At 62.3% G+C, this 22624-nt stretch carries 25 protein-coding genes and 1 riboswitch; of the genes, 16 read left to right on the top strand and 9 right to left on the bottom strand.

The genetic code is table 11. From position 1 onward, the window contains the following. Positions 1-70: 70 nt before the first annotated feature. The 8 genes from HWY05_RS34005 to HWY05_RS34040 form a co-directional block, all read right to left on the bottom strand. Positions 71-1591, bottom strand: coding sequence for an efflux transporter outer membrane subunit (locus HWY05_RS34005; RefSeq protein ID WP_176061104.1), 1521 nt, complete (start codon positions 1589-1591; stop codon positions 71-73). After that, positions 1588-2625, bottom strand: a complete 1038-nt coding sequence (locus HWY05_RS34010) for an HlyD family secretion protein (protein WP_176061105.1) — start codon at positions 2623-2625, stop codon at positions 1588-1590. The genes HWY05_RS34005 and HWY05_RS34010 overlap by 4 nt, the downstream gene beginning before the upstream one ends. Then, complete coding sequence (locus HWY05_RS34015; RefSeq protein WP_035561322.1) at positions 2622-2831, bottom strand: DUF1656 domain-containing protein; 210 nt, start codon at positions 2829-2831, stop codon at positions 2622-2624. The genes HWY05_RS34010 and HWY05_RS34015 overlap by 4 nt, the downstream gene beginning before the upstream one ends. A 46-nt stretch (positions 2832-2877) precedes the next feature. Continuing rightward, the gene (locus tag HWY05_RS34020; protein ID WP_035561325.1) at positions 2878-4980 is read right to left on the bottom strand and encodes an FUSC family protein; all 2103 of its coding nucleotides are present in this window, start codon (positions 4978-4980) and stop codon (positions 2878-2880) included. Between the two features lie 6 nt (positions 4981-4986). Continuing rightward, positions 4987-5505: a MarR family transcriptional regulator gene (locus HWY05_RS34025; RefSeq protein ID WP_051981130.1), complete on the bottom strand. Its 519-nt coding sequence runs from the start codon at positions 5503-5505 to the stop codon at positions 4987-4989. Positions 5506-5631: 126 nt separating this feature from the next. Beyond that, entirely contained in the window at positions 5632-7290 is a 1659-nt protein-coding gene (locus HWY05_RS34030) for a response regulator (protein ID WP_176061106.1), read from the bottom strand. 7 nt (positions 7291-7297) lie between these two features. Next, positions 7298-8812: an ATPase domain-containing protein gene (locus tag HWY05_RS34035; protein ID WP_176061107.1), complete on the bottom strand. Its 1515-nt coding sequence runs from the start codon at positions 8810-8812 to the stop codon at positions 7298-7300. A gap of 113 nt (positions 8813-8925) precedes the next feature. After that, positions 8926-9834, bottom strand: a complete 909-nt coding sequence (locus HWY05_RS34040; RefSeq protein ID WP_176061108.1) for a LysR family transcriptional regulator — start codon at positions 9832-9834, stop codon at positions 8926-8928. A gap of 200 nt (positions 9835-10034) precedes the next feature. On the opposite strand from HWY05_RS34040, the gene HWY05_RS34045 reads away from it, so the two are divergent. The 5 genes from HWY05_RS34045 to HWY05_RS34065 all read left to right on the top strand — a co-directional run bounded on the left by HWY05_RS34045 (position 10035) and on the right by HWY05_RS34065 (position 15190). Further along, positions 10035-11090, top strand: coding sequence for a porin (locus HWY05_RS34045; protein WP_176061109.1), 1056 nt, complete (start codon positions 10035-10037; stop codon positions 11088-11090). Between the two features lie 82 nt (positions 11091-11172). After that, on the top strand, positions 11173-12249 hold the full coding sequence (locus tag HWY05_RS34050) for an alpha/beta hydrolase (protein WP_176061110.1): 1077 nt from the start codon (positions 11173-11175) through the stop codon (positions 12247-12249). Then, entirely contained in the window at positions 12246-13604 is a 1359-nt protein-coding gene (locus HWY05_RS34055; protein WP_035561339.1) for an MFS transporter, read from the top strand. Before HWY05_RS34050 ends, HWY05_RS34055 begins: the two co-directional genes overlap by 4 nt. A gap of 20 nt (positions 13605-13624) precedes the next feature. Next, complete coding sequence (locus HWY05_RS34060; protein ID WP_176061111.1) at positions 13625-14641, top strand: alpha/beta hydrolase; 1017 nt, start codon at positions 13625-13627, stop codon at positions 14639-14641. A 93-nt stretch (positions 14642-14734) separates the two neighbouring features. Beyond that, entirely contained in the window at positions 14735-15190 is a 456-nt protein-coding gene (locus HWY05_RS34065) for a hypothetical protein (RefSeq protein ID WP_176061112.1), read from the top strand. A gap of 47 nt (positions 15191-15237) precedes the next feature. Here the strand turns inward: HWY05_RS34065 and HWY05_RS34070 are convergent, their stop codons facing one another. Then, positions 15238-15840 carry a histidine phosphatase family protein gene (locus tag HWY05_RS34070; RefSeq protein ID WP_176061132.1) on the bottom strand — a complete coding sequence of 201 codons (603 nt, stop codon included), beginning with the start codon at positions 15838-15840 and terminating at the stop codon, positions 15238-15240. A gap of 122 nt (positions 15841-15962) precedes the next feature. Continuing rightward, positions 15963-16027, top strand: a riboswitch (cobalamin riboswitch). A 64-nt stretch (positions 16028-16091) separates the two neighbouring features. Between HWY05_RS34070 and HWY05_RS34075 the strand changes: the two genes are divergently transcribed. The 11 genes from HWY05_RS34075 to HWY05_RS38515 all read left to right on the top strand — a co-directional run bounded on the left by HWY05_RS34075 (position 16092) and on the right by HWY05_RS38515 (position 22518). Further along, entirely contained in the window at positions 16092-16313 is a 222-nt protein-coding gene (locus tag HWY05_RS34075) for a CbtB domain-containing protein (RefSeq protein WP_035561350.1), read from the top strand. Between the two features lie 13 nt (positions 16314-16326). After that, positions 16327-17058: a CbtA family protein gene (locus HWY05_RS34080; protein WP_035561353.1), complete on the top strand. Its 732-nt coding sequence runs from the start codon at positions 16327-16329 to the stop codon at positions 17056-17058. A 67-nt stretch (positions 17059-17125) separates the two neighbouring features. Next, entirely contained in the window at positions 17126-17287 is a 162-nt protein-coding gene (locus HWY05_RS34085) for a hypothetical protein (protein WP_176061113.1), read from the top strand. A gap of 128 nt (positions 17288-17415) precedes the next feature. After that, complete coding sequence (locus HWY05_RS34090; RefSeq protein ID WP_244146770.1) at positions 17416-19269, top strand: DUF6531 domain-containing protein; 1854 nt, start codon at positions 17416-17418, stop codon at positions 19267-19269. Then, positions 19221-19847 (top strand): hypothetical protein, encoded by a 627-nt coding sequence (locus HWY05_RS38510; protein WP_244146771.1) that lies wholly within the window; start codon positions 19221-19223, stop codon positions 19845-19847. The genes HWY05_RS34090 and HWY05_RS38510 overlap by 49 nt, the downstream gene beginning before the upstream one ends. 20 nt (positions 19848-19867) lie before the next feature. Beyond that, positions 19868-20293 carry a hypothetical protein gene (locus HWY05_RS34095; protein WP_156126785.1) on the top strand — a complete coding sequence of 142 codons (426 nt, stop codon included), beginning with the start codon at positions 19868-19870 and terminating at the stop codon, positions 20291-20293. Between the two features lie 105 nt (positions 20294-20398). Further along, positions 20399-20839: a hypothetical protein gene (locus HWY05_RS34100; protein ID WP_156126786.1), complete on the top strand. Its 441-nt coding sequence runs from the start codon at positions 20399-20401 to the stop codon at positions 20837-20839. A 180-nt stretch (positions 20840-21019) separates the two neighbouring features. After that, a complete protein-coding gene (locus tag HWY05_RS34105; protein ID WP_176061114.1) occupies positions 21020-21442 on the top strand; it encodes a hypothetical protein in 423 nt (140 codons plus the stop codon). A gap of 151 nt (positions 21443-21593) precedes the next feature. Beyond that, positions 21594-21893, top strand: coding sequence for a hypothetical protein (locus HWY05_RS34110; RefSeq protein WP_176061115.1), 300 nt, complete (start codon positions 21594-21596; stop codon positions 21891-21893). A gap of 75 nt (positions 21894-21968) precedes the next feature. After that, positions 21969-22259 carry a hypothetical protein gene (locus tag HWY05_RS34115; protein WP_176061116.1) on the top strand — a complete coding sequence of 97 codons (291 nt, stop codon included), beginning with the start codon at positions 21969-21971 and terminating at the stop codon, positions 22257-22259. Between the two features lie 109 nt (positions 22260-22368). Further along, positions 22369-22518 carry a hypothetical protein gene (locus HWY05_RS38515; RefSeq protein WP_244146772.1) on the top strand — a complete coding sequence of 50 codons (150 nt, stop codon included), beginning with the start codon at positions 22369-22371 and terminating at the stop codon, positions 22516-22518. Positions 22519-22624 lie beyond the last annotated feature (106 nt).

The following is a 22624-nucleotide window of genomic DNA, read 5'->3' on the forward strand; positions in this document are numbered from 1 at the left end:
GGCAGTTGCCGGATAAAAAAGGCGTTGCCGGGATGTCCCGGCAACGCCTTTTTGTCTTTTCAGCACACGCTCAAGGTGCTTTCGTGGTTGTCGCGGCGTTCGGCGCCGCATTCGCCGAGGGTGCTGCCCCCACCGCACCAGGCGCAGCCGACGCCGGCATTTCCCAGCCACCGCCCAGCGCAAGAAACAGATTGACCTGATCGACCGCCACCTGGCCTTCCGCCGCCGCTACCTGCGATTTCGTCGACGTCAGCGTGCGCGTCGCATCCAGATCCGAAATGAACGACTCGCGCCCGGCGAGATACAGCCGGTGCGTTTCATCCGCCGACTCGGCCGCCGACTTCAACGCGGCGCGCAACGCATCGGCGCGTGCGTAATCGGAAGCGTAAGTGGCGAGGCTGGTTTCCGTCTCGCGCAGCGCGGTCAGCACCACGCCGTCGAACTTCGCGAGCGCCACCTGGCTCGAGGCTTCGGCTTCTCGCACACGGCCGCGCGCGCCGTTCGCGGGGAAGGTCCAGCTGATCAGCGGACCGAAGCCCCAGCGCGCGGTAGGCGACGTGCCCAGGTCTTCGAGAATCCCGGTCAGTCCCGCCGACGCGCCGATGCTCACCGTCGGATACAACGCGCCGGTCGCCACGCCGATGCGCGCCGTGGACGCCGCCAGTTGACGCTCGGCCTCGCGCACGTCGGGGCGGCGTTTGAGTAGCGCGGCGCCGTCGCCGACCGGAATCGGCTGGCGAATCTGCGGGAGCCGGTCGCAAGCGAGCACGGCCGGCGGCAGGTCGGACGGCGCGCGGGCGAGCAGCGCGGCGAGCCGGTACTGCGCGATTTTGCGGCGTGCCGTATAGCGCGGAATATCCGCTGCTAGCGTTTCGACCTGCGTTTGTCCGCGCGTCACGTCCGGCTGATTGCCGCGTCCCGCGTCGCGTAGACGGCGCGATACGTCCACGCGCTGCTTCTGCAACGCGAGCGATTGCTGTGCGATGCGGAGTTCTTCCGCCGCCGAACATTGGTCGACGTACGAGCGCACCACGTCGGCGACCACGCTGATCCGGGCGAGATCGCCGGCGGCCTGCACGGACTCGGTGTCCGCTTGCGCCGCTTCGACGCCGCGCCGCAGTTTGCCGAACAGATCGATTTCGTACGACACGCTGATGCCGATATCGCCTTCATTGGCGACCGGCAGTTTCTCCGTGAGCAGGTATTGCTCGGCTGATTCCTGCGCGCGTTCGAGCAGCACCGAGCTTTTGCCGGAGAAGCCGCCTTGCGCCTGCGCGACGCCGAGTGCTTCACGCGAACGCGCCAGGTTGGCCGCCGCGACACGCAAGTCGGTGTTCGATTGCAGCGCCTGATCGACCAGGCTGTTCAGCACGGGATCGTCGTACAGTTGCCACCACACAGCGGGCACATTCTGGCGCGACGTCAGCGCGGTGTCGGCGCCTTCGATCGGCGCATTGGCAAGCGGCGCGTTGACGAGTGCCTGCTTCGGCAGTGCGTAGTTGGGGCCGACGTTGATGCAGCCGCTGAGCGCGACGGCCAGCGGCAAGAGCGGCAGCAGCCGCAGTAGCGGAAGAGAGCGCGACAGCTTCATTGCGACGCGCCCGAGATCACGGCGGCGGATGCGGGCTGTGCGGCCGAACCGGCGGACGTAGCGGAAGCACTGCTCAACGAAGCGCCTGAAGCCGTACCCGAAGCCGCCGTTGCGGACGCATCCACTGCCCCCGCCGCATGCGTATCGGGATGCTTCTTGCCGATCGGCGACAGATCGCGCACCGATACAGTCGCCGTGCGTCCCGCGATCATGCGGAAGTCAGGGGGCACTTCGTCGAGCGCGACACGCACGGGAATCCGTTGCGCGAGCCGCACCCAGCTAAATGCCGGATTCACGTTCGGCAGCAGATTCGAGCCTTGCGTGCGGTCACGGTCTTCAATGGCGGCGACGATGCTTTGCACGTGACCGCGCAGCACGTTCGGCTCGCCCATCACCGTGATATCGACCGGCTGGCCGATGTCGATGCCGCGCAGTTTGGTTTCCTCGAAATACCCGTCGACCCGGAACGAATGCATATCGACCACCGCGAGTACGGCGCGCCCCGCCGCGACGAATTCGCCGGCACGGGGTGCGCGATCGTTCAGATAACCGTCCACGGGGCTCACGATTGTGGAGCGTTGCAGGTTCAGTTTCGCGGTGTCGATCGCGACGGTCGCGTCAGCAAGCGCGGCTTCGCCCTGTTCGACGCGCGAGCGGCTTTCCTCATAAACCTCCGCGGCGACCAGGTTGCCGAGCTTGCGGTTACGCGCGTCTTCGCGGCGCGCCTGGTCGAGCGTGGCGCGGCGCTGTTGCGCGGTGGCTTCCGCCTGACGTAACGCGAGCGTGTAGCGCGCCTGGTCGATCACGAACAGCACCTGGCCTTTGCTGACCTGCTGGTTGTCCACCACGTCGACCGACGAGATCAGCCCCGAGATATCCGGCGCGACCTGGATCACGTCCGCGCGCACGTGTCCGTCGCGAGTCCAGGGCGCGAACATGTAATAGCCGACCAGTTTCCACAGCACGAAGGCGGCGGCCACGACGACGATCAGGGTCAGCAGAATTTGACCGACGGAGAACCAGGTTTTTTTCACGTTATTAGTCTGTGCGAAACGACAACGACAAGGCCCAGCACCAGCACATAGATGCCGAGATCGAAGATGGAGCGATGCCAGACGAAGCGGTAGAAGCCGACGCGCGCGAGTACGGTGCGCAAGGCCAGGTTGATCAGATAGGCGATCAACATCAGCACGAGCACGGCCGGCACGAACACGCCGAAAATATCGATTTCACCGATCATCGCGGGAAGAAGAAAAAGGTGGAGGACGGTTCACGAGCTGCGCGCATCAGACAGCGGCCTCCGGTTCGGGCGGCGTGGGTGTCATCAGCGTGGCCGGAAACAGCGAAAGACGCAAGCCGACCAGCGCATGCAGCGCGTCGCGCAGGCGGCGCGCCGAACTTTGCGAGGTCGGGCTCGGTGCGCCGGCATTGGCGAGTCCTTGCGCGATGACGCGCGCGATGGCGGCGTCGATCGACGACATCAGGCTGTCGGGCACCGGCTCGCGCTTGCGGCGGTCGACGCAGTTTTCGTAATACGCGCGTACGTCGTCGAGTACGTGATCGATCGCGGCCGGCGCTTCGCCGGCGAGCTTGCGGGTCACGCGGCGCAGATCGAGCGCGTTGAACGCAATGCGCAGATCGCGGAAGCTTTCGATCGACGGGTGGCGATGGTCGTCGGTGGCGGCCAGACGCGGGATCAACTGCATCAGGCGGTCGAGCATGCGCGCGGCGAGATTGCGCGGATCGTCGATCGGCCGTGTCGATGCCGTGAGCGCCACGTCGGCCCAGCTCGAACGCAACAGGCGCGAGGCCGCGAGTTCGGCGCCGAACGGGCGCGTGACGCGAGTCCACAGATACGCGTACAGCAGACCGGCCAGACCCGCGAGATTGCTGTTCATGAAGATCAGGAAGTCGGCGTCGTAAGCGTCCTGAATGCTGATGAACGTGGCGGTGTTCACGGCGACCAGCACGGTCGCCAGGTTGAACTGCGGACGCGGAATCAGCGTGCCGACAAAGATGAACGGCGCGGCGAACATGATCACCAGCAACGGGAAATCATGCACATGCGGCAGCACGACGAACAGATAGACGCCTGCCGCTACCACGCTGATCGCGGTGGCCACGAAGAAGCGGAACACCATGGGCGCGGGTTCGTCGAGCGCGGCGAAGAAACAGCACGCCACCGCCGCGAGCGTCACCGCGCCGGCGCCGTCGTTCCAGCCCGAACCGATCCACAGACTGCACGCGAGAATCACCGCCGCCGCCGCCGAACCGGTCGAGAACAGCATGATGCCGCGATCGTAGAAGCGCTCGGTGCCGCCCAGCCGCCAATGGCGAAAACGCGGCCGCCACGAGCCTTCTTCGCGGGTAATGATGATGCGCAGCGAGCGGCAGTCCTGCCACACGTCGATCACCTGTTTCATGCGCCACAGTGCGTTCGAGAGCAGCGCGCCGTCCCAGTTCGCCAGCGCGGCGGGCGGTGGCTGCATGGCCGCGATGCGCACGCGCAGCGCATCGGCAGCCGTATCGGGGTGATAGCCCGCGCTGACTACAGGCATCGGCGCGTTGAACCATTTGATGACGTCGTTCAGCAGCGCTTCGAGCCCCTCGGGCCACGTCTGGCGGCCGGAGTTGTACAGCGCGATCAGCGGATCGGCGAGCGACGACATGATCGGCAGGAGAAGCTGCATGCGTCCGCGTAGTTCATGCGCGCGCGCCAGCACGTCGGGCCGGGTGTGGTCGTAGGCCAGTTGGCTCAGCAACAATTCCAGCGCGTTGATGATGGACGCGAGCCGCTGCCGCGCGCCCGAAATCGCGGACCCGGCAATGCGGCCGGACAGCGTTTCGGTGGCATAGAACGCGGCGTCGCGAAACCACGCGTCGGTACGTTCGATGATGGTCGGCGCGAGCCGGCTCGGAAACAACGCGCTGCCCACGATGCTCGCGCAGACGATACCGAGTGTGATTTCTTCGGTGCGACTCACCGCCAGATCGAACACGCCGCCGGGATTCGTGACCGACGGCAGCGCGATGATCGGCATCGTGTAGCCGGCCAGCAGGAACACATAGCTGCGCGCGGTGCGGTCGGACACCGCGAGATACAGCAGCGTGCCGGTCCATAACGCGACGATCACGCTGAACAGATACGGCGATTCGACGAAGGGCGGCACCAGCAGCACGGCGGCCGACGCGCCCAGCGCGGTGCCGAGCGCACGATAGAGCGCCTTGGAACGGGTCGCGCCGACAAACGGATTCGACACGATGTAGACGGTTGCCATCGCCCAGTAAGGTCGCGGCAGTTCGAGTGCAAGGCCGATGTAAAGCGCGATCATCGCCGCGGCGAAGGTCTTGACCGAGAACAGCCAGTCGCGAAGAGAGGGATAGACCATAAACCGTTATGCCGGATCGCCGGCGTCGTGCGCCGCTACGGAGGATGCTTTGCGTTTGGGGGATTTGCCGGCAGTCGTTTGATCCGCCCGTTCGGCCGCGTCTGATGTAAACGCTGCAAGCACCCGCAAGGTCGCCTCCAGATCGCTGCGCGACACGCCTTTCAATGCTTGCGCGCGCAACGTGACGAGTTCCTCTTCCATTTTCGCGGTGACCGCGCGGCCTTCTTCGGTCAGCACCACGGTTTTCGCACGGCGGTCTTCGGGATCCTCGTCACGGCGCATCAGGCCTGCCGCGCACAATTGATCGAGCAACCGCACGAGCGACGGACCTTCTATACCGATGTGATCGGCCAGCGTGACCTGACGCACCGCCGCGCCGAGCCGGCTGGCGGTGAGCAGCGGCGTGGCGCACGCCTCGGACACGTTGAAGGCCGCGAGTACGCCATGACTCGTGCGCCGCCATTTTCTGGCGGCCACGACCAGGGTGCTGCTAACGGTGCGGCGCAATTTATCGAGATTCGACATGGCCGGTATTGTATTTCTAAAAAATTCGTTAGCAAACTATTGAATTGCGATTTTTTTGTGACGCGACGGTGGAGGCGGCGCGGGATTTAACTGCGTGCGGTGCGTGGCGTAACCGCGTCTGGCAAGTTACGCCGCCAGCCCGAGCCGTACCGTGCGCGCCAGATCGTCCAGTTGAAAGGGCTTGCGCAGAATCGTGCAACGTTTCACCGCCAGCCCGGAAATATCCACATCCGCGTAACCGGTGGCGAGAATCACCGGCAAGTCTTCGCGCATCTTGCGCGCCTCCGCGATCACGTCGATGCCGTTCATACCCGGCATCGCGAAGTCGACCATCAGCAGGTCCGGTTTATCCTCCTTCAGACGATTCAATCCGGCGCGACCGTCCGCGGCTTCGGTGACGGTGTAGCCGAGCATGCGCAGCGACTCGACCAGCATGGCGCGCACTTCGCTGTCGTCTTCCACCACCAACACCCGTTTTTCGCCGACGGCATTTTCTTCGACGTCGGAAGCCGCTTCGTTTTGCGGCGCCACGCGCTCGCGCAACGGCAGCCAGATTTCCACGGTGGTGCCGGCGCCTTCCTCGCTGAACAGGCGTGCCGTGCCGCCCGCCTGCCTCGCGATACCGTAGACCTGGCTCAAGCCGAGGCCGGTGCCCTTGCCGATCGGCTTGGTGGTGAAGAACGGATCGAACACGCGCGAGACCACGTCGGCGGGTACGCCCGAACCGGTGTCGATCACTTCCAGCACCACGTAACGGCCGTCTGCGAGCGTTTCATCGGGCGCGGTGCGCTGTCTGACGTGAATGCTGAGTTGACCGCCGCCCGGCATCGCGTCGCGCGCGTTGATCGCGAGATTGAGAATAGCGAGTTCGAGTTGATTGGCGTCGGCCTCGGTCCACATCTCTTCGCCTTCAATCTCGTTGGCGTAGCGGATGCTGGAGCCGAGCGAGACCGTGATGATGTCGCGCATGCCTTGCAGCAACGCGACCACGTCCACGGCTTTGAGATCGAGGTTGCTGTTGCGCGAGAAAGTCAGCAACTGCCCGGTCAGTTTCGCGCCGCGTTCGGTCGCGCGTTTGACCGTGGCCGCCATGCCGCGAATGCGTTCGTCGGCACTGACCCGCGCGATCAGTTCCGCGTTGACCATGATCACGTTCAGCAGATTGTTGAAGTCGTGCGCAATGCCGCCGGTGAGTTGCCCGAGCGCTTCCATCTTCTGCGATTGCACCAGCACCGCCTGCACCTTGGCGCGCTCGTGAATCTCCGTCATCAGCCGGTTGTTGGCGGAGGCGAGTTCGTGCGTGCGTTCGGCAATCCGGCTTTCCAGCGAATCGTTCAACTGCACCAGCGCGTTCTGCGCCTCGATCCGTTCGGCCAGATGGCGGCGCGATTCGTACTGCCGGGCCCGCGCCCGCAGCGACGACGCCACCGCGCGCCGCAGTGTCTCCGAATTCAGCGGACGTTCGAGCACCACCACATTGCCGAGTTGTTCCAGCACTTCAAGTCCGCGCGCGGACCGGTGTCCGACCCGCGACGCGGCGAGCAGGATAAACGGGAAATCGGACCAGGCGGGCTGCTGCTTGAGCCAGTCGAATAAACGCGATGCATGGTGATCCGCCAGCGCTTCTTCGGCGATCAGCGCGCTGCCCGCGCCGGCCTCCAGCGCTTCGGTCAGCGCGTCCGCGTTGCGAAAAGCGATGCACTGGCGTTGGTCTTTGTGCAGCACTTCGGCAATCACATCGGCGTCGCGGCCGAACGGCGCCAGGATAAGGACGCGTTGCTCCATGACCTGACTACCTCGACGAGTCGATGACGTTGGGCGTGGCGCCGAGTAGCGCCGTACCGCCGCGATACGACGGCAGGCCGGACAGCACGCCTTCGAAGTCGCGCAGCGCCTCGCCCACTTCCACGCCGCGACTGCTGAGCCGGAATTGACGGATCGAGCGTTCGTGCGCGTTGGCGCGGCTCTTCACGGCGGTCACCGCGGTCAGCACTTCGCCGTGGTGTTCGAAATAGCGGAACAGCACGACCACGTCGCTGAGATAGCTAATGTCGATATCGCTCTGCACTTCGCCGATGATGCCGTGCTGCCCCAGCACCAGCATCGTGACGACGCCCTGCTGATTCAGATAGCCGAGCAGCTCGTGCATTTGCAGCAGCAGATAGCGCTCGCCGGGCATGGCCTGCAAATAGGCGTTCAAACTGTCGATCGCGACGTATTTGACGCCCTTGTTTTCCACCGAGTTGCGCACGTCGCTCGCGAACTCGCCCGGCGAGATTTCCGCCGGATCGATCTGGCGCAGCGTCAGCAGGCCGCTTTCCACGTGCGGCGCGAGGTACATGCCGAGCGACGTGCAACGAACGATCAGCGTAGTCAGCGTTTCGTCGAACACGTAGTAGACGCAACGTTGACCCCGCTCCAACGCGGCGATCAGGCACGACACCACCGTTGTGGTTTTGCCCACGCCCGAGGGGCCGATCATCAGCGCGTTGGTGCCCGGAATCAGGCCGCCGCCGAGCAACGCGTCGAGACCGGAGGTGCCGGTGCTGAGCACGTCGGTGAGGAAATCCGCGTGATGTTCGGCGGCAACCAGCCGCGGATACACCTGAATGCCACCCGTGTCGAGCGTGAAGTCGTGATAGCCCTCGCGGAACTTGATGCCGCGCATCTTGGCGATGCGCATGCGCCGGCGGTTGCTGCCGTAGTCGTGCACGAGGTTGTCGAGCGTGATGACGCCGTGGGCGATGCTGTGCAGTTGCACGTCGCCGGGATCGGTCGCATTGTCGTCGAGCAGCAGCACCGTGCACTCGCGGGTCGCGAAATAGCGCTTGAGCGCCAGAATCTGCCGCCGGTAGCGCAATGAGTTCTGCGACAACAGTCGCAATTCCGACAGACTGTCCAGCACGATGCGCGCGGGTTTGAGTTCGTCGACCTGCTGGATGACGCTGCGCACGGTCTCGCCCAGTTCGACTTCGGCCGGGTGCAGCACGGTCTGTTCGTACTGCGGGTCGAGGCCTTCGTCGGAGAGCAGTTCGAGAATCGTAAATTGGCTGAGGTCCCAGCCGTGGCTCTGGGCGACCGAGATCAACTCGTCGCGGGTTTCGGACAGCGTGATGTAGAGCCCGACTTGCCCTTGTTTCACACCCTCAAGTAAGAATTGCAACGCCAGGGTAGTTTTACCTGTACCCGGCGCGCCCTCCACGAGGTACATACGATGAGGCGTAAGACCGCCTCCGAGGATGTCGTCGATGCCTTCGATACCTGAGGAAAGGCGGTCCTTCTGATTGGCGGCGAGTTTGTTTGACATAGCGTGTGTTCGCGTCATTGAATGACCGGCAATTGCCCGGCCGGTACGGCGAGGGTGCAATTAATGTGCCTATGCGCCTCGCCGAAGCCGCTCCGGGCGCGAGTCGCCATGACCTACTTTTGTGCGCGCGCCATGACTAACTCAATGAAGCGCGTCGCCGCGCTGTTCTGCAGCGCCGCCGGGTAGGCCAGATGCAGGGGCGCACTCAGTCTTGATGGATTGGCGAGCGTGCAATACACGGCGCCCACCTGGTCGTAGCGCTGCATCGACGCGGGCACCAGCGTCACGCCCAAACCCGCCGCGACGAGGTTGATGCCGGACACCATGCGCGGCACTTCGCGCGCGATTCGCGGCACGAAACCGGCTTGCCGGCATGCGGCGAGGATGTCGGCATACATGCCGGGTGCGCCCGGTCGGCGGACCAGGATGAAGTCTTCCTGAGCCAGCGCTTTCAACGACACCTGTGGACGCTTCTTGCCCGCGCCTTTCAGCAGCGGATGCCCGGCCGGCAATACCACGACCATCGGCTCATCGAGCAGGAGTTGGAACGCCACGCCTTCGCGCGCGTCGACCGGCTTGCGGAGAAACGCGGCCTGAATCTGACCTGCGGCCAGACGTTCGATGATTTCCGCCGCGTTGAGCTCAGCCAGTTCCACGGCCACCTCCGGGCAGACCGCCCGGAACGCGCGGATCGCCTCGGTCGTGAACGGATGAAACGCGGCCGAGCTGGTCAGCCCGATCGAAATCGTGCCGAGTTCGCCGCGCGCAATCCGGTTCGCTTTCTCCACCGACTGCTGAAGGTCGTGCAACAGGCGTTGCGCGTCGTCCGCAAAGGCCTGACCCGCCGGTGTCAGCGTGACGCCGCGCGGCATACGCACGAACAGCTCGAAGCCGATCTCTTCTTCCAGTGCGCGAATCTGCTGCGATAGCGGCGGCTGCTGCATGGCCAGCCGTTCGGCAGCGCGCGTGAATTGGCCTTCTTCGGCGACTGCCAGAAAGTAGCGCAGATGACGCAGTTCCATGATGTTCCGTCTCCCGGCCGTGCGATTCATGCCGCCCGCTGCCATATTCAATATATATGGATGATGCGTAAAACAGGTATTTTACATTTACCACGGCCAATCCTACGATCTCGTTCATCGCATCGACCGATGCCCGCGCTGCCCCAGACGAGCCGCGCCGGTCACGTTGCGACATAAAACAAAATCGACCGGAGACGTCAGTGAAAAAACAATATGCAGTGGCCGCGTTGGCCATGGCGGGTTGCGCGGGTGCGCATGCTCAGGCCTCGGTTACGTTGTACGGCCTGATCGACACCAACGTCGAATTTCTCAATCATGCGGGCGCGAGCGGCGGCTCGCTGGTGCGTGAGAATTCCGGCGGCCTGAGCAATTCGCGCTTCGGCTTTCGCGGCACGGAAGACCTCGGCGGCGGCAACAAGGCGTTCTTTATTCTCGAAGCCGGATTCAACGGTAACGACGGCACCAACGCGACCGCCGGTGTGCTGTTCAATCGCACCGCGGCGGTGGGGGTCGCGAACGACGCTTATGGCGCGTTGTCGGCGGGCTTGCAGTACACCGCGATGTACGACACGCTGATCAAGTACGACCCGATGGTGTTCGGCCAGCAGTACACGTGGATGCCCACCACCGGTTCCGCGGACAGCTTTTCGTTCAAGGCCCGCGTGAACAATTCGGTCAAGTACGTGGGCCACTTCGGCGGTTTGACGGCGACGGGGGTGTATAGCTTCGGCGGCACGGCGGATTCGTTTCAGAGCAGCGCGGCCTACGGCGGCGCGCTCGACTACGATAGCGGCAGCTTTGCCGCGGCGCTCGCCTACGACTACCGCAATGGCGCGATCAATTCCACCGGCATGTGGACCAAATCTCGCAACTGGAGCGCGTCGGCGCGTGAACAGATCGGCGACCTTACCGTGTTGGGCGGCTATGAGCACTATCTGTACAACCCGACCAAGGGCCCGACGGTGTCGTCGGCATTGTGGTTCGGCGGGGTGCGCTATCTGATCGGGCCGCAATTCCGCGTGACGGTCGCCGAGTATTACCAGAGCAACAAGGCGGCCAACGTGTCGAACTCGTTGATGAGCGTGCTGGGTGCGGACTATATTCTGTCGAAGCGAACCGATGTGTACGCAACCGTCGCCTACGCCGCGTCCACACGCTACGCCAACGATAAATACACGCAGGTCGGTTTGACGAGCGACACCGCATTCGGTCCGAATCAGACCGGCGTGACGCTCGGTATTCGCCACCGGTTCTGAGCATTTGGCTTTTCAACGACGGATTCGACGATGCGCCGCGTTCAAGACTCAAGACAGCGCACGGTAATCAGGAGCTAGCGGCATGACCTTTTCTCTCTCTCGACGCAACGCGACGATATGCGCCGCAGCAGGCGTGGCCATTTTGGCGGCGCTCGCGCAACCGGCGTTGGCGGCCCACGCGTACAAGGCGCATCTGAGGCCGGTCGCGGTGATCTCCGACACGCGGTTCACGATCGACACGCCGCAAGGGCATGCCGAATTTCCGCTGTATCTGTCGAAGGACTGGAGCGTCGCGCAGCCCCAGGTGACGCGTGCGGTGATCGTGATACACGGCAAACTGCGCAACGCGGACGTGTACTACCGCACCGCGCAAAATGCCCGAGACGCCGCGCACGCCGATCCCGACACCACGCTGCTGATCGCGCCGCAATTCCTCGCCAACCTCGACCTGCGCGTGCACGACGAACCCGCCGACATGCTGCGCTGGACCGGCGATGCATGGATGGGTGGCGAAGCGGCACGCGCACCGCTGCCGATCGGTTCCTACGAAGTGCTGGACGCGATCGTCGCGCGTCTCGCCGATCGCAAGCTGTTTCCGAATCTGCGGCATGTGGTGTTCGCCGGCCATTCGGGCGGCGGCCAGGTGGTGCAGCGCTACGCGGTCGCGGGACGCAACATTGCCACGCTGACCGGCGAGGGCATCGACGTGCGATACGTGGTGGCGAGTCCGTCCACCTATGCTTATTTCGACGCGTCAAGGCCCAACGCCCAAGGTGTCGCCGCGCCGTTCGACGCCGCGCAATGCCCCGACTTCAATCAATGGAAGTACGGCATGGATAACCGGCCGCCGTATCTCGACGACCGTTCGCCCGCGCAACTCGAAGCGGGTTATGCGGCGCGCCGGATCGACTATCTCGTCGGCGGCGCGGACGACGATCCCCAGCAAAGCGCACTCGACAAATCCTGCGCGGCGGAAGCGCAAGGGCCGCAGCGCGTGGCGCGCGCGACCGCGTATTACGCGTATATGCAGTCGCGTCATCCGCAGGGCTTGAATCAGAGTTTTCATATCGTGCCGGGCGTCGGTCACGACGGCGCGCGAATGCTGACGTCGGTGTGCGCGTTGTCGGCCATGTTCGGTACGCAGGGGTGCGAGCCATGAGCGAGGCAGCCTTCAATCGGCCTGACGACGCAATGGCCGGCGCCGACCCTTCGAGCGCGCTGAGCCCGGCCATGGTGCGGCGCGCGATCTTCGCGTCCGTGCTCGGCAACGGCCTCGAATGGTTCGACTTTCTGATCTACGGCTACTTCGCGAAGATCATCGCGCAAGTGTTCTTTCCAGGCGGCAGCGGGTTCGTGTCGATCATGCTGACGCTCGCCACGTTCGCCGTGGGCTTCATCGTGCGGCCGATCGGCGGCATTCTGCTCGGCATTTACGCGGACCGGGCGGGGCGTCGCAAGGCGCTCTCGCTGCTGATCATCTCGATGGCGGCCAGCACACTGCTGATGGGACTCACGCCGAGCTATGCGCGGATCGGCATCGCCGCGCCGCTGCTGGTGGTGCTTGCGCGTTTGCTGCAAGGGCTCTCGGTGGGCGGGCAGTTCGCAACTGCGTCGGCGATGCTGGTGGAGTACGCGCCGCCGCACAAGAAGATGTTCTATGGCAGCTTCAACATGTCGGCGCAGGCGTTTGCGTTGCTGCTGTCGTCCGGTGTCGGCTATCTGCTGACCACGCAGTTGACGCACGAACAACTGGTGGCGTGGGGTTGGCGTCTGCCGTTTCTGTTCGGCGCATTGGCTGGTCCGTTCGGCTTTTATATCCGGCATCGCGTGGCCGAGTCGCCTGAGTTCGAGCAGTTGCTCGAGCATCAGGAGAGGCCGCCGCGCGTCACGATCCGGCAGTTCTTCCGCGATAACGGCGATGCGGCGATCTGCGCGATGGGCGTGATCATCGTCGGGGCGGCGACGAATTACGTGTGGCACTCGTATCTGTCGGTGTATGTCGAGCGGCAATTGCATTTGCCGCTGTCTACCGCGTTGCTCGGGGCGTTCGTGTCGGGCGCGTTGAATCTGTTTCTGTTTCCGCTGTCGGGCAAGCTTGCCGATCGTTACGGTGCGTACCGCTTGTTCTATCCGATCGTGATTGCGTGGATGGTGTGCGTGTATCCGCTCTATCACTTCGTCGTGACCAATCCGACGCCGGGGCATCTGTTCATCGCGCAGATGGTCGCCACGGTGTTTCTCGCGGCGATGTCCGGCGCGCATCCGGGCATGCTCGCGACGCTTTTCCCGGTGCGTAGCCGTTCGGCTGGCGTGGCGCTGTCGTACAACATTGCAGTGACGCTGTTCGGCGGCATGGCGCCGTTGACGATCACCGGTTTGACGCGCGTCACGGGCAGCAGTCTCACACCGGCGTTCTACCTGATTTTTGCCGGTTTCGTGTCGCTGGCGATGGTGTATTTCACGCGCGCCGGGCGAGCGCACGGCAGCTTGGCGGCGAGGGCCGCCACTCATTAGATTAACCACGAGCTCATTGCATGCCCCAGCCTTTAAACACGGACGACGAACGCGCGCCGAATGAACGCCCGGTCGCGGTGGTGGCGAGCCGCCATCTGAACGTCACGACGCCGGCCGGCAGCGGCACGGTGCCGGTCTTCACGAACGGCGACTGGCTTGCGCCGACGCGCGATGTGCGGCGCGCGGTGATTCTGATTCACGGACGTTTGCGCAACGGCGATACGTACTTCGATCTGGCGCAGCGCGCCTGCGAACTGGCCGGCGGCAGCGCGGACGACACGCTGCTGATCGTGCCGCAGTTTCTCGCCAGCGCCGACGTGGAGGCGCATGCCGTGCCGCCTTCCACGTTGCACTGGGACTGGATCGGCTGGATGGGCGGCGACAACGCAGTGGGGCCGGCACCGCTCAGTTCGTTCGATGTGCTCGACGCCATTCTGCACACGCTCGCCGCGCGCGAGCAGTTTGCGTCGCTGACCGAGGTGGTGATCGCGGGGCATTCGGGCGGCGGCCAGGTCGTGCAACGTTACGCGGTGGTCGCGCGCGGCGATGCGCCGCTCACGGCGCGTGGCATTGCGCTGCGCTATGTGGTGGCGAATCCTTCGTCGTATGTGTATTTCGATGCGATGCGGCCGGGGGCGTCGGGAGAGTTCGCGACGTTCGATGCGACGGCGTGCCCGTCGTTTAATCGCTGGAAGTATGGGCTTGAGGATTTGCCCGCGTATGCGAATGGAGAGGGTGGTGAAGGTGACGCAGCGGCGTTTCTCGAAGCGCGGTATGCGCAGCGTGATGTGACGGTGCTGCTGGGCGGCGCGGATTGCGATCCGCAGCATCCGGCGCTCGATCGGTCCTGTGCGGCGTTGACGCAGGGGGAGCACCGGTTGGGGCGTGGACTCGCTTACTCGCGGTATATGGCGTTGCGGCATCCGCAAGGGTTGGCGACGCATCGCACGTTGGTGATCGACGGTGTCGGGCATGACGCCAAGGGAATTTTTGCGTCGCCGCAAGGGCGCGCGGCGTTGTTCGGTGACGGAGCGTGAAGAGGTTGTGGGAGTTTGATCGAGCCTGGATAGGCATGCGCCGTGCTACTCCTGATCGCGTTAGTGCTCCCACTTCTCGAAGGACCACGCGACATGAACAGGACCCGACACTTCCCAGCCGCGCTCGCCGCTGCCTCGTTATCTGCATGGCTGGGCATCGTTTTGCCGTGCGGTAACGCCTATGCCGACGATGCCCCCAGCCCCTGCGCGGCGCTCAAACGCATCGTGGCCGCCGCGCCGGGCGGCTTGTCCTCGCTGACGCCCGACGACGGCAAAGGCGTCGCCCAACCCTACGGCGACGACGCCCAATGTTCAGCCGGTCACGGCAGCTATCAATGCATGTGGACGCCGCACCACGACGCGGGCTCGAACGCGGATGCGCTGCAGGCCGTCGCGGCCGATGTCGCCTCCTGTTTGCCCGAGGCAACGCACGATCAGAATTCGCCTGCACGTCAGCACTTCTATGTCGGTGCGCCGGGCAAGCGGACCGAGATCACACTCGCGCCGACGGGCTCGAACAAGTTGCGGCTGGTTGTGTCGGGCAAATGATCGGCTTGGGTAGACGGCGCGTTTCCGCTTGAGCGGACGCGCGGTGGCTAGCGCGACGCCGGCCACCAGGTCCAGCCACGTCGCGAGCAGCGTAATTCGATCACCGAAAGCGGCGCGATCTCGATCTGTGGAAACACCGCGGGTGCAGCGCCGAGCACGGATATGATCGATGCCCGCAGCACCGGCGCATGCGTGACGGCGACCACGTTGCGTGTCTCGTTCGCCTGCGACGCGTGGCTCGTCCGTTCATTCAACGCTTCCAGCCATCCCCCGGTTCGCTTCACGAGTTGGCTGAACGACTCGCCCCCGTGCGGCGCGGCGTCCGGGTCGCGGGTCCAGGCGGCGAGTGCTTGCGGCGCTTCGGTCATGAGATCGGCGAGGCGCCGACTGTGCCAATTGCCATAGTTCATGTCCGCCAGATGCGCGTCAACCGTCGCCGTCAGGCCCAAGGCCAAAGCCGTTTCGCGCGCACAGGAGGCGGGGCTGACGAAGGCAGCGGCATCGTCGGGGATCGGCAGAGACGCTCGCGCGGCCTGGATTTCGGCGAGACCGCGTGGGTCGAGAGGAGCAAGTGAGTCGGCGGCGGGAAAGCGGCCTGCACGCATCGCGGCGGTCGAGGCGTGGCTAATCAGTAATAGCCGAATGTCCATACCGTGGGTTTCCTTGCGTTTACTTGCGCCTGGCGCCCGCACCGAAGCCATGCACTCGCGCGTTAGTTTTGCGTTGCCGAAGGCCGGAGTTTAACGCGTAGAATAGCGGCATTGCGAAGCTCGGAAGCCGGTGAAAGCCCGGCGCGGTCGCGCCACTGTAATTGGCATCTCCTGCCAAAAGCCAGACCTGAGCTTTGCGCACTTCCTCTGTAATCGACTATCGGGGCGCGTTACCCCAGGAGATGTCCGTCATGACTGAAGCTGTTCTCAATTCCGGCAATCCGGCTGTTGCTCAGCCCACGCCGATTCCCTTGCGCGAGTTGCTGCCGTGGATCGTATTCGGCGGTTTGCTGTTGCTGCTCGCTATTTACTTCGTTGGTGCGGAAGAGGGTGCCACCTCGCTGGTGCCCGGCATGTACGTGCATGAGTTCGTGCACGACGGCCGCCATCTGCTCGGCTTTCCTTGCCACTAACGGAGCATTGAACATGGTCGGTAAATTGTTGGTGCGCGGGATGCTTGCAGGCATCGCCGCGGGATTACTCACGTTCAGCTTCGCCAAAGTGGTGGGCGAGCCGCAGGTCGATCAGGCGATTTCCTTCGAAGAAAAAGCCGATGCCGCGAAGGGCGAAGCCCCTGAGCCGGAAATCGTCAGCCGTGAGACGCAGGCGGGCCTGGGTTTGCTGACGGGCGTGGTGACGTATGGCGCGGCGATTGGCGGGTTGTTTTCGCTGGTGTTTGCGTTCGCCTATGGACGTGTCGGCGTGGTGAGCGCGCGGGCGTTGTCCGCGTGGCTCGCACTCGGCGCGTTCATTACGATTGTGATCGTGCCGAATATCAAGTACCCGGCGAATCCGCCGTCGGTCGGCGATCCTGAAACGATCGGCGCGCGGACCGGGTTGTTCTTTTTGATGATCGCGATTTCGCTGGCGGCGATGGTGTTTTCGTTGAAGGTGCGGCGTCGGTTGGCCGTGCAACTCGGCGCGTGGAATGGCTCGATCGTGGCGGCCGTGGTGTTCGTCGTGATTATTGCCGCTGTGCAGCTTTCCATGCCGGTGATCAATGAAGTGCCGGCGGCTTTCCCGGCGGTGCTGCTGTGGAAGTTCCGCGTTGCCGCGATCGGGATGCAGGTGATTATGTGGACCACGATTGGGCTGCTGTTCGGCGCGTTGGTCGAGCGGAGCGCGTTTGTGCGGCCGATTGGGCGGGCGGCGGTTTAGTCGTTCCGGTTGGTGGTGTGCCATGCGCAACGCTTGAGAAGGCAGTCGGATCAAGGAGTTGCGGCGGTTGCAGGAAGGTTATCCACAGGCTTCTGAACAAAATCTGGGGATAAGTTTTAAAGGCGAGGCGCTGGGCACAGTCAGGATGACGGTGCGCGGCGGCCTCGCTTTTTTGCGTTTGGGGCTTTCGGACGACTTGTTTTTTCTTGATTTCCTACGCTCCGTGTAGGCGCTGATAGAAGCGCGCTGTAGTTGGCGAAAATAGAAATACACGGTTGAGAATTTTCAGATCCTCTCGTCGCTGAGTTCCTTTTAGCGTGCTTGTGCTTCATACAAGTACAACCAATAAGGATGACGATGAAAGACTACCGCGTGGTCGCGGGGCCGGTCGGGATGACGGTTCGCCTGCTAGCCGCATTCATGTTGCTCATGGTGGCGTTCGGTGCAAACGCGACCGACTGTCTCGCGCTCTACTCGCAGTCCGGTGCAACGCCGGGTTCAAAGACGTGTCGCCTCGATGTCGTGGGCAATACGCCGGGTGGGATGGGCAACTACGCGTGTATCAACGACCTCGCGCTAATTGATCAATGGTGCGCGGCGCCGGCGGGCAATGAGCCCGAGGCCAGTTGTCCCGTCGCTGATCCGGTGTACCCGGGCAATGGCGCCGTCACGTTGACGGCGACCGATTTCGTCAGCGGCGACGATCTGCCGATGCGGTTCACGCGGACGTATCGGTCGAAGTCGTTGAGTGCTTCGTCTGCTGCGATGGGACCGGTGTGGTTTCACAGTTGGCAGCGCAATCTTGGGTTGGCCAATGCGAACAGCGGTAGTGCGTCGAAGGTTCTTGCGTATCGCGAGAACGGCGAGCCCGTCACTTTCAACTGGTTTTCCGGGAGTTGGCGTACGGCGGGATTTACGGGGCTCGCACTCGTTCAATCCGGTTCGGGATGGACGCTTACCGATCTGAAGACGGATACCACCGAGTCGTACTCCGCGCAGGGCTTGCTGCTGTCCGAAAGTACGAAGACGGGTTTTGTCCGGACGTTGACCTACGACAGCTCGGGTCTGCTGACGACGATCACGCAGCATGCGGCAGGCACCGACGCGAAACAGGACATCACGCTTCGCCTCGACTATGACGACAGGCGCCGTCTGTCGCGTCTGAATGATCCGTTAGGCAGGCTGACGCAATACGCGTACGACGCGAGTGGCAACCTTGTTTCGGTGACCTGGCCCGACGGCAACGTGCACCGCTATGTCTATGACGATACCCGCTTTCGTAACGCGCTCACTGGCGAAATCGACGAAACCGGCAGTCGCATTGCGACGTGGAGCTACGACGCGCAGGGCCGTGCGACGACGGTTAGTCACGCGGATTCGTCGCTCAACGCGCAGTTCGCCTACGGCGCGGGGACGACTGCCGTCACCGACAGCAAACGTACGACGACGCTGAGTTTTTCCTCCGTTGGCGGCGTGCTGCGACCCACTTCCTCCCGCTCGGCTGATGGCGCTAAAAGCTTCGCGTGGGACGCATCAGGCAGTTTGCTGAAGGACAGCGACGAAGGCGGCAATGCCGAATACAGCTACGACGTCGCCGGCCGGCCAGCACGGATCACAAGCAAAGATGCTTCCGGGACGTCCATCACGACGATCCGTTACGCGGACGGTGCAAGTCTGCGTCCTGCGGCGATTGCGTCGCCTGGCGTCATCCAGTCGTTCGTGTACGACGGGCAGGGCAATGCGACCGGGCTGAGCGAGACACCCACGACTGACAGCACGGGAGCGAGCGGCTTCGACGCGGCGAAATCGAACGACGCGACGCGTGCTTACGGCATGGTGTACGACGCGTTCAACCGGATCACCTTCGCGCAGTTCTACGAGGCGGGGACGTTGGTTGGGCAGTGGAAAGTCACGCGCGACGCGACCGGCAACGTGTTCGGCGTCATCGTCCAGCAGGCGCTTCCGGACGGTACGGAAATGATCATGCGCGATGCCGCCCATCGCGTTCTCAACGGCTACAACCCGACGGCGATTTCTACCTGCGCTATGACCTGCGAGGGCGGATCAGCCGGTTCAAGTTCAATGAGTATGCGAGTCCGGCCAATGGCGGTCTCAGACGCGTATTCAAGGTCAGTTTCGACTATGCGCCTGACGGTCGCGTTGTGTCGCGCAGCGGGACTGTCGCGAGGAATGGCAGTGTTCTCGATCTGAATGACGGGACAGATGTTCCGATCAGTAGCGATGAAGTCGATCAGTGGATCGACAACTACAACTTTGGGGAATCGCCGGTAGGGCCGCCGGCGAATCTCCAGGGCTCGCGTCAGAGGCTGAAGGCGGCGGTGCCTGGGACATCGACGGTTTGCGGCGGGTGTCATTTTTCGGCTGGCTTGCCCGACAACCTGGCGCGCGGCGCGCTGTTTATCTGGCGGTTGGTGCATAACCCGGCGGTCAGGTATGGCATCGGGCAGGGGGCGAGAAAAGCGGCTGAAACGGTTGAGCGCATCAAGGAGATGTGCAAGCCGACGGTGAAGGATACGTCGGAGATAAACTGGGGACAAAATCCTAATCAGCTTTATCACACGTTTCGGCATCTGGATGAGGCCGGTATCCCGCATCAGCCGGTCATGGACGCCATTATCAAAGACGTGGCGGAGAATAGCGGCTTGCAGTTAGCTGTAGGTGACGGAGACACGTTTGTCGTCACTGTCAATGGTATGGCGATCGAATATTCAGCCCACCGACAGTCTGTGGACATGGTTCGCGTCGGCTCAATTCGTCTACCACGATGATCGAAACGTTCGAGGTATTCATGCAACGAATTCTAAGTTTTCAGGAGCGTCAACTCATCGAGTACATGATCTCTGTCAATGCGGCCCTATACGAAGCTGACGTACCCCGTTGGATGGCCCAACTTCGAGACTGTACGGTTCATGAGGTCAACGTTCCGTATTGCCTTTCGATCAGCCACGCGGAGCAGCGCTATAGCGGACCGGAGAGCTCCCACACGCTTGCGCGAGAATTGATCGCCGTGGACGAGGGTGTCGCGGTGCTGATCTATGCAATTGTTCACGAAACCGCAGTCGGCCCGGTTCTGGATTCTTTTAACATTGATCGGCTGGATGGCAACCCACTCGTCGTCTATCCGGAGCCCGGGGCTGGCTTGATGATCGTGGAGCGAAACAAATGGATTGGCGGTGCCGACCTGCGGCACGTCTATGGCAGACGGAGATTATGATTTTTATGTGTTCTGGAACGATGGATATCAGGTTCGGTGGTTACTGTTTGCCCGTCTGCGCGTGATTCTATCGGGATCTATATCGCGTTCTGGAGTCGGTGAACTATGCAACGACCTTTAGCAAATCACGAGCTTAAGCTACTTGAATTTCTTCTCTCCGTGAACGAATCTTTCTATGAAGACTACGTACCCCGCTGGAGAGCTCAAGTAGAAACATGTACGGTTCATGAGGTCAATGTGCCTTACTGTCTGGCGATCTGCCATGAAGATCGATTGGCCTGCGGTGGCTACACACAGTTGGCTCGCATTCTGGTTGGAATCGATGAGGGCGTGTCCGTGCTCATCTATGCTTGCGTCGTGGAAACGCGTGCCGGTTATGTCTTGCACTCCCTCGACATCGATCGTCTCGACGGAGAGGCGCTTGTTAAGTACCCGGAACCGGGTGACGGTCTCATGATCATGGAAGGAGGAAAACGTATTGGTGGAGCGGATTTGAGACACGTCTTCGGGGAGTCGGACCTTCCTCCCCACCGTAAGCTTCCCTAGACTTCGTCCCCTACCCGGATGTCGCTCTGTGGATCCTGAACAACATCACTCGCGTCGACTTCATCCACCTGAGGCAGTCGTTGCAGCGTTTAAGGTACCCATGCGACGAACTCAAAACTCTCAAGATGGCCAACCTATTGAGTTCCTGACTTCGATTCGTTTGAAAGCGTGGAGTAACGATTGTCAAGACCACTTTTCTTGCAGGAAATCGCGTTGCTTACGTTTCTGATTGAAACATGCGAGCCAATTTACGGCGATCGAATCAATCAATGGAAGGCGCAAATTCGCCAGTGTCTGGTGCGCGAGATTGGTTCTCCGTTTTACCTTGCCGTATGTCACGACGGCAGCACTGAGAAAGCCGGGTGCGACGCGCTTACTCTCACCCGAGAGCTGGTGGGTGTCGATCACGGCGTGCCTGTACTCATCTATGCGGTGGCGATGAAGACGCCAACGGATCTTGTCATTGATATGTTCAATGTAGATAGATTGGATGGTGAACCGCTTGTTGACTATCCCGAGCCCGGCGCCGGATTGAAGATTATCGAGGAAGGTAGGTGGGTCGGTGGCGCTGATTTACGTCATCTAGTTCGCCTTCCGGGATAGACGAACTGTGCGACGGCCTTTAGCAGCCCACGAACGCGAGCTACTTCATTTTCTTCTTACGGTGAATGAATCGCTTTACAGCGCATACGTTTCGCAGTGGCGGGCACAGTTAGAAACGTGCACGGTTCGTGAAGTCGATGTGCCCTACTGCTTGGCCTTCAATCACTCCGAGGAGAGATTGCCCGGCGGAGCATTTGTCCTGCTCGCGCGTGACCTGATCGGGATCGACGAGGGTGTTTCCTTGCTTATCTATGCGTATGTCGTGGAGACACGCACTGGGTACATCCTGGACACGTTCGACATTGATCGTCTCGATGGTGAACCACTTGTTGTCTATCCGCAGCCGAGCGACGGTCTGATGATCATGGAAGCGGGAAAACGCATCGGCGGGGCAGACTTGAGACACGTCTTCAAGGAATCGGATCTTCCGCCTCGCCGTAAGCTTCCCTAAGCGCAGTCGTTCATTCGGCGTCGTCTTGTGCAAAACAGATGCCTTAAAAATTTATGCATCGTACGGAGGATTTTGATGAGCCAGATGCCGCTGTGTTCGGTCGTCGTAAGTTACGAAGAAGATATTCAACAGCTGATTTTGCAAGTGGTTGAACCGGCCAAATTGGCCTCGGGCCTGGCTAAAACTTTGAGGGTGCCGATCCTGCTGGACGAATTCGATTTCAACCTTGACGACGAATTCGTCCGTCGATTTGGCTGTGGCGTGCTCACCTTGCTTGCATTGGGACAACCAGCGTTGAATGAATTCTTGACCGCTACGCGACACCCACTCGAAAGGCCGAATAGTTCGGGGGATATCGATGGTTAACCAACCACCTTATTCCCTGGTTCTTACGTACACCGACGATCCGCAAAAGTTGATCATGTAAGTTGGGGATTCAGCCCGGCTGGCCGCGCTTGTGGCCAAGGACATGGCAGTGTCCTTCTTCCTGGACGGAGACGAATTCAAGTTTGACGACGAGCTCGCGCGACAACTCGGAGTCGCCGTACTCAACGTGATCGCAAAGGGTCGACCTGCCATCAAGGCCTGCCTGAGCGTCACGCAGCACCCAATCGGCAGGCTCTAACGCCTCAACCCACCAGCGCCTGCGTAGGCGCTGGTCAACTGGATGGAAACCCCAGGCCCACCACCGCACCTCCGCCACAAAACCCAACCCCATCAACGACTTGCCC

The organism is Paraburkholderia sp. BCC1876 (assembly GCF_902833695.1).
Lineage (GTDB): Bacteria > Pseudomonadota > Gammaproteobacteria > Burkholderiales > Burkholderiaceae > Paraburkholderia.